This window comes from Microbacterium sp. NPDC080005 (assembly GCF_040702445.1).
Lineage (GTDB): Bacteria > Actinomycetota > Actinomycetes > Actinomycetales > Microbacteriaceae > Microbacterium > Microbacterium oleivorans_D.
The window spans coordinates 711120-725921 of record NZ_JBFBLD010000001.1 but is presented as its reverse complement, the minus strand read 5'-3'; the positions used below and the strand labels follow the sequence as shown (position 1 = coordinate 725921).

Below are 14802 nucleotides of genomic sequence, written 5' to 3'. Positions count from 1 at the left end.
GCTCAACATTCCACGACGCTGACCGCAAGGCCGCCGAGCGCCGTCTCCTTGTACTTGCTGCTCATGTCGCGCCCCGTCTCGCGCATGGTCGCGATGACCTCGTCGAGCGAGACGCGGTGGGTGCCGTCTCCCCACAGCGCCATCTTGGCGGCGTTGATCGCCTTCGCCGCGGCGATCGCGTTACGTTCGATGCACGGGATCTGCACGAGCCCGCCGATCGGATCGCACGTGAGACCGAGGTTGTGCTCCATCGCGATCTCGGCCGCATTCTCGACCTGCCGCGGGGTTCCGCCGAGGACCTCGGCGAGTCCGGCGGCGGCCATCGAGGAGGCCGAACCCACCTCCCCCTGGCACCCGACCTCGGCACCCGAGATCGACGCGCGCGCCTTGTAGAGGACGCCGATGGCCGCGGCGGTCAGCAGGAACGGCACCACGACCTCGTCACGGGGGCGCGTCGGCGCCGCGTAGTGGATCGCGTAGTGGAGCACAGCAGGGATGATGCCGGCTGCGCCGTTCGTGGGTGCCGTCACGATCCGTCCACCCGACGCGTTCTCCTCGTTGACGGCGAGGGCGACGAAGTTCACCCACTCCTGCCAGAGCGCCGGGTCGTTTCCCGCCGGGTCGTCGCGCAGCAGACGCTCGTGCCACGCCGGCGCGCGGCGTGCGACCCGCAGGCCGCCCGGCAGCATCCCCTCACGCGCGGCGCCGGACGCGACGCTGGCCGCCATCACGTCGGCGAGGTGGAGGATGCCGGCTGCGATGTCGTCATCGGCGCGCGAGACCCGCTCGTTGCGCTGCTGCACCTCCGCGATCGACAGGTCCTCGCGCTCGCAATGGGCGAGGAGCTCGGCGGCCGTCTCGAAGGGGAAGGGCACCGGGTCCGAGGCGGTCTCAGCGCTGCCCTCGCCGTCGCGGACGATGAAGCCGCCGCCGATCGAGTAGTAGACGGTATCGTCCAGCAGGACGTCGTCAGCATCCCAGGCCTGCAGCCGGAGCCCGTTGGTGTGCGCGGGCAGGACGGTCAGGGGGTGGAGGACGATGTCGTCCTCGCACAGCGGCACGTCACCGTCACCACCCAGCCGCACGCGGCGCTCCGACGAGATCGCGACGGTCCGCTCCTCGACCTCGGCGGGGAGGACCTCCTCCGGCTGACACCCCTCGAGTCCGAGGAGGACGGCCGTCAGTGTGCCGTGGCCGCGCCCGGTCGCCGCCAGCGATCCGTAGAGGTCGACCCGTACGCGCGCGGCGCGTCGCGTGTCGATGCGGGAGACGAAGTCGGCGGCGGCGCGCATCGGCCCCACCGTGTGGGAACTCGATGGACCGATACCCACGGTGAAGAGGTCGAACACGCCGATGCTCATGGACATCGCGTCGATCGAGCGGAGGGAGAGAGGAAGGGGGTCAACGGAACTCCTGACGGCGCAGCGGGATGCGGGTGAGTTCCTCCCCCTCTGTCATCGGCCTGAGAGATTTCGCGGGCCATGCCCGCTTGCCCCGTCGGCGGGCACCACACGGGTGCCGCTTTTCAGAGTGACCATGTCGGCTCGGTACGGGGGCCTGAGAGATTCCGGGGAGGGATTGCTCCTTCGGCAGCCGCGAGGGCTTCTCCCGAGCAGACGCGATGGTCCGGTGTGCGGTTGTGAGCGCGAGCCTATCACCGGGGCCCGTCGCGCCGATACGACCCGGTCAGTCGGTGGCGCATGCCCCTGACGAGACGGTCTCGTCGTCGGGCGAGGCCTCCAGCGCCGGACGCAGCTCGTTGGTCGTCATCGCGTAGCCGCGGGACGCGTCGTCCTGGCCGCGGGCGAACACCACACCGGTCACCTCGCCGTCCTCCGTGAGGAGCGGACCGCCGGAGTTGCCCGGACGCACGTCCGCCTCCAGCGCGTAGATCTCGCGGGGCTGCGAGGCGTCCTCGTAGATGTCGGAGACGACCGCGCTGCCGACCGACAGCACGTAGGCGGCACTGCTCGTGAAGGGTCCGCCCAGCGGATAGCCCTGCACCGCGACCGGGGTGCCGGCCGCGACCGGGTCCACGATCGTCAGCGGCGCGGCATCCAGCCCGTCGACGCTGATGACGGCGAGGTCGTCGATCGGGTCGAAGTAGACGATCCGCCCCTCCTCGGCATCCCTTCCGGGCAGCTCCACCAGTGGGGCGTCCACGCCGGCGACGACGTGGGCGTTCGTGACGACGAGGTCCTCGGCGACGACGAAGCCCGAACCCGTGAGCGACGCACCGCACGCGTACGCGTTGCCGCTGATGCGGGCGACGGATGCCGCGGCCCGCTCCAGCTGCGGATCGTCGAGCGCGACCGGGGGTGCTGTGGGCTCCACCTCGGGGGCCAGCAGCTCGCCGACGCGCGGGATCCCCTCCGAGACGATGAAGCCGCGGAACTCGGCGAGCGCGGAGTCGACCCCCGGCGGCGTGAGCGCATCGATCGCGCCGAGGACGCGTGAGGACGCGACCGCGGGGGCGACCACCGGCATCCCGGATCCGACGATCGCGCCGCTCGTGAGCAGGAGGACCACGGCCGCGGCGGCGGTGTTCACCACTCCCCCGAGGATGCGGTCGAGCGGTGCGAGGCGGGCCCTGTCGACACCCCGGCGCAGTCGCCTGCCGACCGCCGTCCCGAGCGCGGCGAGCAGGATGACGATGGCAAGCGCGATGATCGCGAGCACGAGGCTGCGGTACTCCCACCCGGTGAAGGCGGGCGCGATGACGGGGGTGAGCCAGACGGCCAGGACCGCTCCGAGGACGATACCGATGAGGGTGCCGGCGGTGGCCACGAGCCCGCGCAGAAGGCCGCCGAACAGCGCGGCGATGAGCACGAGCACGACAATGATGTCGACGACGAGCACGACGGGCCTCCCTTGACGAGTCCGCCCGGGAGAGCCGGCGGTTCCTCTGGATCAGCGTAGGCCGCGGCTGCTGGGAAATCGGTTCGTGTTGCGGTTCTGGTCAGTTCGACTATAAGATCGATCCGGCAGTTAAGGTCACCATGACACGAACATCCTCCCCTCCCCCCATCGGCGTCGCCGTCTCGACCGTCATCTTCCGGTTGCGGCGCGAGGCCGACGACGCGCGCATCGAGCTTCCCCTCGTCCGCCGGACGCGCGATCCGCACGAAGGCCAGTGGGCCCTCCCCGGGGGATGGGTCGATCCCGTCGAGAACCTCGAAGCCACCGCATCGCGCACCCTCGCGGAGACGACCGGACTCGCGCCCAGCTATCTCGAGCAGCTGTACGCCTTCGGGGACGTCGGCCGCTCGCCCGGACGGGTCGTGTCGATCGTGTACTGGGCCCTCGTCCGCGAGGACGTCGCGCAGGCGACCGAGCAGCACAACGTCGCGTGGTTCGATGCGACGGCGCTGCCGACCCTCGCCTTCGACCACAACCACATCGTCGACTACGCCCTCTGGCGACTGCGCAACAAGGTCGGCTACAGCCGCATCGCGCACGGCTTCCTCCCCGACCGCTTCACGCTCGCCGAGCTCCGGGAGGTCAACGAGGCCATCCTGGGGCGCCGCCTGGATCCCGCCAACTTCCGGCGTCAGGTCGAGGGGTCCGGCACCCTCATCCCGACAGACGACTTCCGCACGGGCAGCCACCGCCCGGCGCGGCTCTACCGCTACAACCAGGACGTCGAGCTGGCCGATCGCGGCCCGCTCCCGCAGTGAAGGACCCGACCCGTCATGAGCGCCACCCCCGTCACCCTCCAGCCCCGCCCGCTCGACCCCAGCGTCGACCATGAGATCCAGGCGATCGTCGCCGGCGACCTGACCACCGAGACGTGCAACACGGATCTGGCCGCCGGCCCGTGGACCTTCGACACCCGCCCGGGATACGGACCCGGATCGTCGATGGGCGACGTGATCCCGACGGGCGCCCCGCGCCAGGGCCAACTGCCCGCCGAGTACCGGGAGGCGGCCGAGGAGGAGCTCGCCGCCCGCATCGTCGCGGCGAAGGCGACCCTGGGCGACCGCGTCGTGGTGCTCGGGCACTTCTACCAGCGCGAAGAGGTCGTCACCCACGCGGACTACGTCGGCGACTCCTTCCAGCTGGCCAACGCGGCGCTCGAACACCCCGAGGCGGAGGCGATCGTCTTCTGCGGCGTCCACTTCATGGCCGAGACCGCCGACCTCCTCTCCCGTCCCGAGCAGTCCGTCATCCTCCCCAACCTCGCCGCGGGCTGCTCGATGGCCGACATGGCCGACATCGACCAGGTCGAGGAGTGCTGGGAGCAGCTCGCCGACGTCTACGGCGACATGGACACCCCGGATGCCGAGGGGCTGCTCCCCGTCATCCCGGTGACCTATATGAACTCCTCCGCGGCGATCAAGGGCTTCGTCGGTCGTCACGGCGGCATCGTCTGCACGTCCTCGAACGCCCGCACGGTGCTGGAGTGGGCGTTCGCCCGCGGCCGGCGGGTCCTCTTCTTCCCCGACCAGCATCTGGGGCGCAACACCGCGAAGGCGATGGGGGTCCCGCTCGAGCGGATGCCGATGTGGAATCCGCGCAAGCCCCTCGGCGGCTCGACCGAGGCCGATCTCGAGGACGCCCGGGTCATCCTCTGGCACGGGTTCTGCTCGGTGCACCGCCGTTTCACCGTCGACCAGATCGCCCAGGCGCGCGCGGAGCACCCCGGCGTCCGCGTGATCGTCCACCCCGAGTGCCCGATGGACGTCGTCGACGCCGCCGACGAGGCGGGGTCCACGGACTACATCCGCAAGGCCATCGCCGCCGCGACCGAACCGACGACGTTCGCGATCGGCACGGAGATCAACCTCGTCCAGCGCCTCGCGGCCCAGTTCCCGCAGCACGAGATCTTCTGCCTCGACCCCGTCGTCTGCCCGTGCTCGACGATGTACCGCATCCACCCGGGATACCTCGCGTGGGTGCTCGAGGGCCTCGTGGCCGGCGAGGTGCGCAACCGCATCCAGGTCCCGTCGGACGTCGCGGTTCCTGCGCGGGTCGCGCTCGAGCGGATGCTGGCGGCCAAGCCGTGACCACGGTCGTCGTCGTCGGATCGGGGATCGCGGGCCTCACCGCGGCCCTGCACGCCCACGGGGCGGGGTGCGACGTCACGCTCGTGACGAAGGCGACGGTCGCCGAGGCGAACACCCGCTACGCACAGGGCGGCATCGCGGGAGCCCTCTCCCCTGCTGACCGCACCGACGACCACGCCCGCGACACCCTCGTGGCGGGGGCGGGTCTGGCCGATCCCGCGGCCGTGACGGTCCTGGTCGAGGAAGGCCCCGACCGGATTCGCGACCTCATCGCGGCCGGCGTCGCCTTCGACCGCGACGAGCACGGCGCTCTGCGGGGCGGTCTGGAAGGTGCGCACTCCTTCCCCCGCATCCTCCACGCGGGCGGTGACGCGACCGGGGCCGAGATCGAGCGCGCGCTCATCGCGCGCCTGCGCTCGAGCGGCGTACGGCTGCGGGAGCACGCCTTCGTCACCGACCTCGTCCGCCGGGGAGGCCGTGTGGTCGGCGTCGAGCTGCACGGCGGCGAGCGCATCGCGGCGGACGCCGTGATCCTCGCCACCGGTGGTGCGGGCGAGCTGTTCGCGCACTCCACCAACCCGGCCGTCGCGACGGGTGACGGTATCGCGCTGGCCGCACGCGCCGGCGCCGCCGTCCGCGACCTCGAGTTCGTCCAGTTCCACCCGACGGTGCTGGCCGTCGGCGACGCCTTCCTCGTCTCCGAGGCCGTGCGCGGCGAGGGCGCCGTCCTGCGCGACGAGCGCGGACGGCGCTTCGCGCTCGAGGCTCACCCCGACGGCGAGCTGGCCCCGCGGGACGTCGTGGCGCGCGCGATCGCGGGTGCCATGGCACGCCAGGGCGGGCGCCCCGTCCTGCTCGACGCGACCGCCGTCCACAGCCCCGACCCGGATCAGCGGGCAGCGTTCCTCGCGGCCCGGTTCCCGACGATCGACGCGGCCGTCCGCGACCGCGGTCTGGACTGGGCGCGCGAGCCGATCCCCGTCACCCCGGCCGCGCACTATCTCATGGGTGGAGTCGTGACGGACCTCGACGGACGGACCGACGTCCCAGGGCTCTACGCCGTCGGTGAGGTCGCCCGCACGGGCGTCCACGGAGCGAACCGCCTGGCTTCCAACTCCCTGCTGGAGGGCGCCGTGTTCGGCGCCCGCGCCGGTGCCGCGGCAGCGGCCGATGCCGTCCGAGCCTGGCCCGTGGCCGCCGGCGCATCGACGCCGCCGGACGCCGACACGGTGGCCGTCGGCATCCCGCATCCGCCGTTCTCCCGCCGCGCGCTGCAGGAGCTCATGTGGGCGGATGCCGGTGTCGCCCGCGACGGCGCCGGGCTGAGGCACGCGGGCCGCACCCTCGCCGCGTGGCGGGCGGAGATGCCCGCTCCCGTGAGCGTCCGCGAGCACGAGGACGCAGGCCTGCTCCAGGTCGCCCAGCTCGTCGTCGCCGCGGCGAGCGCGCGCACCGGCTCCGTCGGATCGCACCTGCGCACCGACGACCCCGCCGCGTCCGCCCACGGTGGCGCCCGCACCGACCTGGAAGGGGCCGCATGATGCTCTCCGCCGTCGTCATCGAGAACACCGTCCGCGCCGCCCTGGCCGAGGACGCCCCGTGGGGCGACCTCACGAGCGAGGCGCTGATCCCGGCATCCGCCACCGCGACGGCGGAGCTCGTCGCTCGCGAGAGCGGTGTGCTCAGCGGCGGCGAGGTCTTCGCCGCCGCCTTCACCCTGACCGATCCGAGGGTCGAGGCGCTCGTCCATGCGTCCGACGGCACCCGCTTCGCGCCCGGCGACGTGCTCGCGACGGTCTCCGGCCCGGCGCGGGCCGTCCTGACGGGCGAGCGCATCGGGCTGAACTTCGCTCAGCGGATGTCGGGGGTCGCGACGCTGACCGCGCAGTACGTCGATACGGTCGCCGGCACCGGGGTGCGGATCACCGACACGCGCAAGACCACACCGGGGCTCCGCGCCTTCGAGCGTCACGCCGTCCGCAGCGGCGGCGGCGCGAACCACCGATACTCGCTCTCGGACGCCGTCATGGCCAAGGACAACCACCTCGCGGTCCTGCTCCGTTCGGGGCTGTCGGTCACCGAGGCCCTCCGCGAGGCCAAGACACGACTCCCGCACACGACGCACATCGAGGTCGAGGTCGACCGCCTCGACCAGATCGAGGCCGTCCTCGCCGCGGGGATCGGCACGATCATGCTCGACAACTTCTCCCTGGAGGACCTGCGCACCGGGGTCGGACAGGTCGCCGGGCGCGCGACCGTGGAGGCATCCGGCGGTGTCTCCCTCGAGACCGTCCGCGCCATCGCCGAGACCGGCGTCGACGTCATCTCCGTCGGTGCCCTCACCCACTCGGCGCGCGCGCTCGACCTGGGGCTCGACGTCCGCATCGACGAGGCCTGACGTGCTCTACCTCGACCACGCCGCGTCCGGTCCCGTGCGCGCGGAGGCGCGGGAGGCGATGTCGCCCTTCCTCGGCGACCGCTTCGGCAACCCGTCGAGCCATCACACGGTCGGTGAGGATGTCGCACAGGCCCTCGAGGACGCCCGCCGCCGCGTCGCCGGCGTGCTCGGGATGCGCCCCGGCGACGTGATCTTCACCTCCGGGGCGACGGAGGCGAACAACCTGGCCATCAAGGGCATCGCTGTGGCTGCGCTCCTGCGTCGCGGACGCCCGGGCCACGTCGTGACCACCGCGATCGAGCACGAGTCGGTCCTCTCGTCGGCCGAGTACCTGCAGCGCGTGCACGGCGTGGCCGTCACGCACGTCCCGGTCGACGGGGACGGTCTCCTCTCCCCCACGGCACTGACGGACGCCCTGCGGGACGACACCGTGCTCGTCTCGGTCGGTTACGCCAACAACGAGATCGGGACGGTGCAGGATGCCGCGGCCCTCACCGCCGTCACGGCGCCCCGCCGCATCCCGTTCCACCTCGACGCGGTCCAGGCGGCGGGATGGCTGCCGCTCGCCGGGACCGGCGCCGACGCGCTGTCGCTCGCGGGCCACAAGATCGGCGCCCCGCAGGGGATCGGCGTGCTCGCCATCCGCGGCCGCGTGCCGCTCGAGCCCCTGCTCCACGGCGGAGGGCAGGAACGCGACCGCCGGAGCGGCACGCAGAACGTCGCGGGCGCCGTCGGCTTCGCCGTCGCGCTCGAGCTCGCCGAGCGGGAACGAACGGATGCGGCGGCGCGCGCCACCGCACTGCGGGACGTCTTCATCCGCCGCGTGTGCGAGCTGGTCCCCGAGGCATCGTTGACGGGCCACCCCACGCGACGCCTGCCCGGGACGGCGAGCTTCACCTTCGCGGGAGTGAGCGGCGAGGCGATCCTGCTGGAACTCGAGCGGCGGGGTGTGGTCTCCTCGAGCGGATCGGCCTGCGCCGCGGGCAGCGACGAGCCGTCGCACGTCCTCGTCGCCCTGGGTGTCGCGCCGGAGGTCGCCCAGACCTCGGTGCGGTTCAGTTTCGGCCATCACTTCAGCGGTGACCCCGCACCGATCGCCGACGCGGTCGCGGCATCCGTCGCGGCGGTACGATCGCGGTGATGACCTCCTCGACCGTCACCATCATCGTGCCCGGACGCGATGTGGGCGCCTACGTCGACGAAGCCGTGACCTCCCTCCGCGCCCAGACCCGCGACGACTTCCGCGTGATCCTGGTCGACGACGCCTCGCGGGATCGCACGGCGGAGGTCTTCGCCGAGGTCGCCGCCGCCGATCCTCGCTTCCGGCTGCTCCGTCACGAGGTCGCGCGCGGCCTCGGCGCGTCCCGCAACGAGGCGCTCGAGCTCGTGGCGACCCCGTTCGTCGGATTCTTCGACGCCGACGACGTCATGACGCCGCGCGCCCTCGAGACGCTCGTGGGGAGCCTCGAGGACTCCGGCAGCGACGTCGCCGTCGGCGCGTACGTCCGGCTGCGAGCGGATGCCGCCGGTCACTACGCCCCCGGTGTCGTCCAACCGTGGGTCGCTGCGTCGACCGCTCCCGCGCGGCAGGGCACGACGCTCGCCGAGCACCCCGACGTCTCGGGCAACATCGTCGCCTGGTCGAAGGTCAGCCGCACCGACCTGTGGCGCCGCGAGGGCCTGCGCTTCGCCGAGGAGCGGGCGTACGAGGACCAGGTGGTGGCGCAGCAGCTGTACACCGCGGCGCGCGCCATCGATGTCGTCCCGGACGTCGTCGTGCAGTGGCGCGAGCGCGCCGACGGCACCTCCATCACGCAGCGCCGGCACGCCGTCCCCGTGCTCCAGGACTATCTGGACGGGATGCGGGGCGGCCTCGCGGTCCTCGACGCGGGCGGCTACTCCGCCGCGGCGCAGTCACGCGTCCGGCTCATCCTCGGTATGGACGTGCCCGCCCTGGTGCGGGTCGCCGAGCACCACCCCGACGACGATTACCGCCGGCTCCTCGGAGCGTTCACCCGCGACCTGTCCGACCGCGCGGCGCGAGAGGGGCTCGACCTCGACGCCGACTCCGCAGCACTCCGCGCCGCCGCCCTCGCCTGGTGAGCGCCGCGGCCTCCTAGACGGCGCCCTCGATCCGGCTCGCGGCGATCTGCTGGGCAGCGAGCTCGGCGTACAGCCCGTCGCGGGCGAGGAGCTCGGCGTGCGTGCCGGATTCGACGATGCGTCCGCCGCTGACGACATGGATGACGTCGGCGCCGACCACCGTCGAGAGTCGGTGCGCGATGGACAGCGTCGTGCGCCCGCGGGCGGCCTCGTCGATCGCCTCCTGCACCACGCGCTCCGACACGGTGTCGAGCGCCGAGGTCGCCTCGTCCAGCAGCAGGACGGGCGGGTCCTTCAGGAGCACGCGCGCGATCGCGATGCGCTGCTTCTCCCCGCCGGAGAGCCGATAGCCACGTTCGCCGACGACCGTGTCGTAGCCGGCCTCGAAGCCCGAGATGACGTGGTGGATGTTGGCGGCGATGCAGGCGGCTTCGATCTCGGCATCCGTCGCCTCCGGCCGGGCGTAGCGCAGGTTGTCACGGATCGATGCATGGAAGAGATAGGTCTCCTGCGACACGATCCCGATGCGGTCGATGATCGAGGCGTGGGTGAGGCTCCGCACGTCCGCGCCCGCGAACAGCACGGTCCCCGCCCCGGGTTCGTAGAGCCGGGGAGCCAGGTAGAGGATCGTGGTCTTGCCGGCCCCCGACGGGCCGACGAACGCGACATGCTGGCCGGGCTCGGCGACGAAGGACACGCCGTCGAGCGTCGCAGGGCTCTGCGGACCGGCATCCGGATAGCGGAAGGACACGTCGCGGAACTCGATGCGTCCGAGCGGCCCCGGAGCGGAGGTGACCTCGATCGCGTCCGCGCGGTCGGTGATGGCGGGGCGCAGGTCGAGGTACTCGAAGATGCGCGCGAACAGCGCCTGCGAGGTCTGGACGTCCAGCGCGACCCGCATGAGGCCCATCAGCGGCATCAACAGGCGCGCCTGCACCGTGGTGAACGCGACGACGGCGCCCGCCGTGATCGCGGGACCCCCGCCGCTGATGAACAGGCCGGCGACGAGGTAGATGATGGCCGGGACCGACGACATGATGATCTGCACGACGGCGAAGAAGCCCTGCCCGCTCATCGCCTGCCGCACCTGCAGACCGATCTGGGTGCGGTTCTCGGCGGCGTAGCGGGCGGATTCGGCGCGCTGGCGGTTGAAGGACTTCGACAGAAGGATGCCGGAGACGCTCAGGGTCTCCTGGGTGATGGCGCTGAGCTCCGACAGCGATTCCTGCGTCTGACCCGCGATGCGCGCGCGCACCTGGCCGACTCGGCGCTGCACGAGGACGAGGACCGGCATCATGACGACCGCGATGAGCGTGAGGCGCCAGTCGATCAGGACCATCGCGACGAGCGCGGAGATGACGGTCACCGTGTTGCCGAGGATGCTCGTGACCGTGTTGGTCAGCACTCCCGAGACGCCGCCGACGTCGTTCTGCAGCCGCGACTGGATGACCCCGGTCTTCGTCCGGGTGAAGAAGCCGAGGTCCATCGCCTGCAGGTGTTCGAACATCCTCACCCGGAGGTCGCCCGTGACGCGGTTGCCCACCGTCGAGGTGAGCCAGGTCTGCGCGATGCCGAGCCCGGCCCCGAGGACGAACAGGGCGATCATCGTCAGGACGAGGATGCCGAGCAGCCCGATCCGGGGCGCGGAGCCGTCGACGGGGAAGAGCGCGTCGTCGAAGATCCGCTGGACGATCAGCGGCGGGATCACCCCCACCGCCGCCCCCAGGATGACGAGGACGGCCGTCACCACCAGCCGACGACGGTACGGACGGAACAGCGCCACGACGCGCCGACCGAGGTCGGGGACCCGGGGCGCCGAGGCGTTGCGGCGCCGCTGGGCCTCCTCGTCGACAGCCCGGAACCCGCCCCGTCCGCCGCCGGGTCCGCCCATGCTCATCCCGTCACCATAACCCCGCGCGAGGATCGGGGCGCCGTCGCGGGAATGCCGCGCTCACAGCATCCGTTAAGCTGAACGGCTCGTCTCGGGCTCGGCACCTCCGCCGCCTCCCGCCCCACTCGAAGGATTCCCGTGCCCCTTTCGGACACCGCTTCCACTCCCGTCGTCCCGGCCGATTCGCGAACCGCGAGAACCGGTCCGGTCATCGCGCTGCTCGTCGTCGCCGCATTCGTCGTCATCTTGAACGAGACGACCATGTCGGTCGCCCTCACCGACATCGTCGCGGACCTGGACATCACCGTCGCTTCGGGTCAGTGGCTGACCACCGGCTTCCTGCTGACGATGGCCGTCGTCATCCCGTTGACCGGCTTCCTGCTCGAGCGCTTCCCGCTGCGCGCCGTCTTCTTCGCGGCGATGAGCCTGTTCGCCGTCGGCACACTCATCGCCGCCCTCGCCCCCGGCTTCGGCTTCCTCCTGGTGGGACGCATCGTGCAGGCCAGCGGCACCGCGATCATGCTGCCGCTCCTGTTCACGACGGTCCTCAACATCGTTCCGCCGTCGCACCGCGGACGGATGATGGGCCTCATCTCCGTCGTCATCGCGGTCGCCCCCGCGATCGGCCCGACGGTCTCCGGCGTGATCCTGTCGACGCTGACCTGGCACGCGATCTTCTGGGTCATGCTGCCCATCGCCCTCATCGCCCTGGGACTCGGAGCGGTGTGGGTCAAGAACGTCACCACGACGCGACCCGACGCACGTTTCGATCTGCTCTCGGTCCCTCTCTCGGCATTCGGCTTCGGAGGACTCATCTACGGCTTCAGCGCGATCGGGGAGTCGGCATCCGGTCACACCCCTGTGCCCGTCTGGATCCCCCTCGCCGTCGGCGCCGCATCCCTCGTCCTCTTCGTCCTGCGCCAACTCCACCTGCAGAAGACCGACAGCGCCCTCCTCGATCTCCGGACGTTCCAGACGCCGGCATTCTCACTCGCGATCGTGCTCGTCGTCATCGTGTTCATGGCGCTGTTCGGGTCGATCATCCTGCTGCCCATCTACCTCCAGCAGGTCCTCGGCCTGGACGTGCTCGGGGTGGGCCTCGTACTGCTCCCGGGCGGCATCCTCATGGGCGCGATGGCGCCGTTCGTCGGCAATGCCTTCGACCGCTTCGGGCCGACCCCCCTCGTGATCCCGGGGATGGTGCTGGCTGCCGCAGCTCTGTGGGGCATGACGTTCTTCGGTCCGGACACCGGTGTCGCCTTCGTCATCGCTGTGCACCTCACGCTGAGCCTCGGGCTGGGACTCACCTTCACCCCGCTCATGACATCCGCACTCGGCTCGCTCCCCCGCCGCTTCTACCCCTACGGTTCGGCGACGGTGGGCACGCTGCAGCAGGTCGCGGGCGCCGCCGGCACCGCCGTGTTCGTCGCGATCATGACCGTGGTCACGGCCGGTGCCATCGCCGGCGGCAGCGACGAGGTCATCGCCAAGGCCGACGGCATCCACGCCGCATTCCTCGTGGGCGCGATCGTCGCCACGGCAGCAGTCGCGCTCGCCCTGTTCGTCCGCAAGCCGGCTGATCAGGACGACGCCGACCTCCCCGCCGCCGCGCACTGACCGCCGGCACGCCGCCGTGCGATCGCCGCGTTGCGCGGCGTGAGCGGAGGACGCCGCCGGCGAAGCCGAGGCCGCTGGGCGGGAGCCGTCAGTCGATGCTGCAGGCGCCGCCGCCGCCGCAGCACGACGCGCTCTGGTCGATGATCTGCAGCGTCGGCTTCTCGTCTGCGGCATCCGGCGTCGTCGGGACGGGCTGCAGGATCGGGGTCGGCAGGTTCGAAGTCGCCATGACGATCAGCCTACGCCGCATAAACCCGGTCAGGGCCGCGGTCAAGGGCCCGCGACGGGTCCCGGTCGCGGCGTAGCGTGCCGGGCATGAGCACCTCGAACGGAACCCTCAGCGGTAAGCGTGTCGCGTTCGTCGCGACCGACGGATTCGAAGACAGCGAGCTGACCTCGCCGTGGCAGGCGGTGACGGATGCCGGTGCGACCGCGGTCCTCATCTCGCCCGAGTCCGGAACCATCACCGGCAAGAACGGCCACGAACAGCCCGTCGACATGACGACGGCCGACGCGGAGGCGGCGGAGTTCGACGCCCTCGTGCTCCCCGGCGGAGTCGTGAACGCCGACGACCTGCGCCTCGACGAGGCAGCCGTCCGCTTCGCGCGCGACTTCTTCGCGCAGCACAAGCCGGTGGGCGCGATCTGCCATGCGGCGTGGCTCCTCGTCGAAGCCGACGTCCTCGGCGGCCGCACGCTCACGAGCTACCCCAGTCTGCGGACCGACCTCGTCAATGCGGGCGCGACCTGGCAGGACGAGGAGGTCGTGGTCGACGCCGGCCTCGTCTCGAGCCGCACGCCCGACGACCTGCCCGCCTTCGATGCGAAGCTCGTCGAGGAGATCGCGGAGGGACGTCACGCCGCCCAGACCGTCTGACCGACCGGATGCCGCGCACCCGCACACACGCGGGCGCGCGGCATCCGTCGTCTCAGCGCTCCGCTGCGCCCGACCGGCGACGCGAGAGCACGATCCACAGCGTGATCCCGATGACGGCGACCGCGATCACGGCTCCGACGACGACCGGGACCACGGCTCCCTCGTCCTCGGGCATGGCCGCGCCGGCGACGTCGTCGGAGGTGATGGGGGCGCCGCCGCCGACCGTGAACGGGATGGTCCCGCTGATGGGATGACCGTCGCTGGAGACGACACGCCACTCGACGACGTATCCGGCTGCCGGCAGGTCGGCGACAGGAAGGGTGAGCGTGTTCGTGTCGATGGCCGGCGCGCCCTCTGCCCAGTCGCGCCCCGAAGCGTCGAACACAGCGACCGTCGCGCCCTCGGTCATGATGGCCGCCGAATAGGTGAGGGTGATCTCCGCCGGCGCCTCGGCGAGGTCGGCGCCCACGGCCGGTGAACTGCCCACGAGCTCATCGTGCGCCGCGGCCGGGTTGGCGACGGTGAGGACGGCGGCCAGCGCCAGAAGGACGCCGGCGAGAACGGCGCGGAGCGCAGCGGGGACGGACGAGAGGACACGCATCCCTCGAGTCTGCCGCGATCCGCTGTGTACGAGGTCGGAGCCGCCGTCTAGCGGTGGGTCGACGTCGACGCAAGGTGAGCCTTCCGCCGGACCGGGGAGCGTTAAGGTTCCCCCGGACGACGCGACGAAAGGACCGACCATGACGGAGCAGCCTGAGGGAGTGGAACGGCCCGAGGACCGTGGCGCGCCCAGCGCCGAGTACGACGTGCGGGTGAGCGAGCATGACGGTGTCACCCGCATCGACATCGCGGACGGGGCCGTCGCGCGACCCGGACCCGGACCCGGCCAGCCCGAAGCCGACGAGGACTGA

At 71.8% G+C, this 14802-nt stretch carries 14 protein-coding genes and 2 riboswitches; of the genes, 9 read left to right on the top strand and 5 right to left on the bottom strand.

The features are described 5' to 3' along the window. Window positions 1-2: 2 nt before the first annotated feature. Both AB0259_RS03445 and AB0259_RS03440 read right to left on the bottom strand, forming a co-directional pair. On the bottom strand, window positions 3-1361 hold the full coding sequence (locus tag AB0259_RS03445) for an L-serine ammonia-lyase (RefSeq protein WP_366220617.1): 1359 nt from the start codon (window positions 1359-1361) through the stop codon (window positions 3-5). A gap of 80 nt (window positions 1362-1441) precedes the next feature. After that, window positions 1442-1535, bottom strand: a riboswitch (glycine riboswitch). Next, a riboswitch (glycine riboswitch) is annotated at window positions 1536-1621 on the bottom strand. 65 nt (window positions 1622-1686) lie between these two features. Next, the gene (locus AB0259_RS03440; RefSeq protein WP_366220618.1) at window positions 1687-2859 is read right to left on the bottom strand and encodes a MarP family serine protease; all 1173 of its coding nucleotides are present in this window, start codon (window positions 2857-2859) and stop codon (window positions 1687-1689) included. 140 nt (window positions 2860-2999) lie between these two features. On the opposite strand from AB0259_RS03440, the gene AB0259_RS03435 reads away from it, so the two are divergent. From AB0259_RS03435 to AB0259_RS03410, 6 genes are read left to right on the top strand one after another with little or no spacing between them, the layout of a single operon-like run. Further along, window positions 3000-3677: an NUDIX domain-containing protein gene (locus AB0259_RS03435; RefSeq protein WP_251580222.1), complete on the top strand. Its 678-nt coding sequence runs from the start codon at window positions 3000-3002 to the stop codon at window positions 3675-3677. A 15-nt stretch (window positions 3678-3692) separates the two neighbouring features. Beyond that, a complete protein-coding gene (gene nadA, locus AB0259_RS03430; protein ID WP_366220619.1) occupies window positions 3693-5006 on the top strand; it encodes a quinolinate synthase NadA in 1314 nt (437 codons plus the stop codon). Further along, the gene (gene nadB, locus AB0259_RS03425) at window positions 5003-6547 is read left to right on the top strand and encodes an L-aspartate oxidase (protein WP_366220621.1); all 1545 of its coding nucleotides are present in this window, start codon (window positions 5003-5005) and stop codon (window positions 6545-6547) included. The genes nadA and nadB overlap by 4 nt, the downstream gene beginning before the upstream one ends. Then, window positions 6547-7404, top strand: coding sequence for a carboxylating nicotinate-nucleotide diphosphorylase (nadC, locus tag AB0259_RS03420; protein ID WP_366221391.1), 858 nt, complete (start codon window positions 6547-6549; stop codon window positions 7402-7404). Before nadB ends, nadC begins: the two co-directional genes overlap by 1 nt. 1 nt (window position 7405) lies before the next feature. Then, a complete protein-coding gene (locus AB0259_RS03415; protein WP_366220623.1) occupies window positions 7406-8545 on the top strand; it encodes a cysteine desulfurase family protein in 1140 nt (379 codons plus the stop codon). After that, a complete protein-coding gene (locus AB0259_RS03410; RefSeq protein ID WP_366220625.1) occupies window positions 8545-9507 on the top strand; it encodes a glycosyltransferase family 2 protein in 963 nt (320 codons plus the stop codon). Before AB0259_RS03415 ends, AB0259_RS03410 begins: the two co-directional genes overlap by 1 nt. A gap of 13 nt (window positions 9508-9520) precedes the next feature. On the opposite strand, the gene AB0259_RS03405 is transcribed toward AB0259_RS03410, so the two are convergent. After that, window positions 9521-11404 (bottom strand): ABC transporter ATP-binding protein, encoded by a 1884-nt coding sequence (locus tag AB0259_RS03405; RefSeq protein WP_366220626.1) that lies wholly within the window; start codon window positions 11402-11404, stop codon window positions 9521-9523. 132 nt (window positions 11405-11536) lie between these two features. Between AB0259_RS03405 and AB0259_RS03400 the strand changes: the two genes are divergently transcribed. Next, the gene (locus AB0259_RS03400) at window positions 11537-13015 is read left to right on the top strand and encodes an MDR family MFS transporter (protein WP_366220627.1); all 1479 of its coding nucleotides are present in this window, start codon (window positions 11537-11539) and stop codon (window positions 13013-13015) included. Between the two features lie 88 nt (window positions 13016-13103). Here the strand turns inward: AB0259_RS03400 and AB0259_RS03395 are convergent, their stop codons facing one another. After that, window positions 13104-13244 carry a hypothetical protein gene (locus tag AB0259_RS03395; protein ID WP_366220628.1) on the bottom strand — a complete coding sequence of 47 codons (141 nt, stop codon included), beginning with the start codon at window positions 13242-13244 and terminating at the stop codon, window positions 13104-13106. An 86-nt stretch (window positions 13245-13330) separates the two neighbouring features. Between AB0259_RS03395 and AB0259_RS03390 the strand changes: the two genes are divergently transcribed. Continuing rightward, on the top strand, window positions 13331-13891 hold the full coding sequence (locus AB0259_RS03390) for a type 1 glutamine amidotransferase domain-containing protein (RefSeq protein ID WP_251580205.1): 561 nt from the start codon (window positions 13331-13333) through the stop codon (window positions 13889-13891). Window positions 13892-13943: 52 nt separating this feature from the next. Here the strand turns inward: AB0259_RS03390 and AB0259_RS03385 are convergent, their stop codons facing one another. Beyond that, complete coding sequence (locus tag AB0259_RS03385; protein ID WP_366220630.1) at window positions 13944-14492, bottom strand: copper resistance CopC family protein; 549 nt, start codon at window positions 14490-14492, stop codon at window positions 13944-13946. A 139-nt stretch (window positions 14493-14631) separates the two neighbouring features. Here AB0259_RS03385 and AB0259_RS03380 point away from each other — a divergent pair, with 139 nt between their 5' ends. Further along, a complete protein-coding gene (locus tag AB0259_RS03380) occupies window positions 14632-14802 on the top strand; it encodes a hypothetical protein (RefSeq protein ID WP_366220632.1) in 171 nt (56 codons plus the stop codon).

Coding starts and splice junctions, on each gene's coding strand:
- AB0259_RS03445 (WP_366220617.1), bottom strand. CDS start 1,361: ATGAGCATCGGCGTGTTCGACCTCTTCACCGTGGGTATCGGTCCATCG.
- AB0259_RS03435 (WP_251580222.1), top strand. CDS start 3,000: ATGACACGAACATCCTCCCCTCCCCCCATCGGCGTCGCCGTCTCGACC.
- nadA (WP_366220619.1), top strand. CDS start 3,693: ATGAGCGCCACCCCCGTCACCCTCCAGCCCCGCCCGCTCGACCCCAGC.
- nadC (WP_366221391.1), top strand. CDS start 6,547: ATGCTCTCCGCCGTCGTCATCGAGAACACCGTCCGCGCCGCCCTGGCC.
- AB0259_RS03410 (WP_366220625.1), top strand. CDS start 8,545: ATGACCTCCTCGACCGTCACCATCATCGTGCCCGGACGCGATGTGGGC.
- AB0259_RS03405 (WP_366220626.1), bottom strand. CDS start 11,404: ATGAGCATGGGCGGACCCGGCGGCGGACGGGGCGGGTTCCGGGCTGTC.
- AB0259_RS03395 (WP_366220628.1), bottom strand. CDS start 13,244: ATGGCGACTTCGAACCTGCCGACCCCGATCCTGCAGCCCGTCCCGACG.
- AB0259_RS03390 (WP_251580205.1), top strand. CDS start 13,331: ATGAGCACCTCGAACGGAACCCTCAGCGGTAAGCGTGTCGCGTTCGTC.
- AB0259_RS03385 (WP_366220630.1), bottom strand. CDS start 14,492: ATGCGTGTCCTCTCGTCCGTCCCCGCTGCGCTCCGCGCCGTTCTCGCC.
- AB0259_RS03380 (WP_366220632.1), top strand. CDS start 14,632: ATGACGGAGCAGCCTGAGGGAGTGGAACGGCCCGAGGACCGTGGCGCG.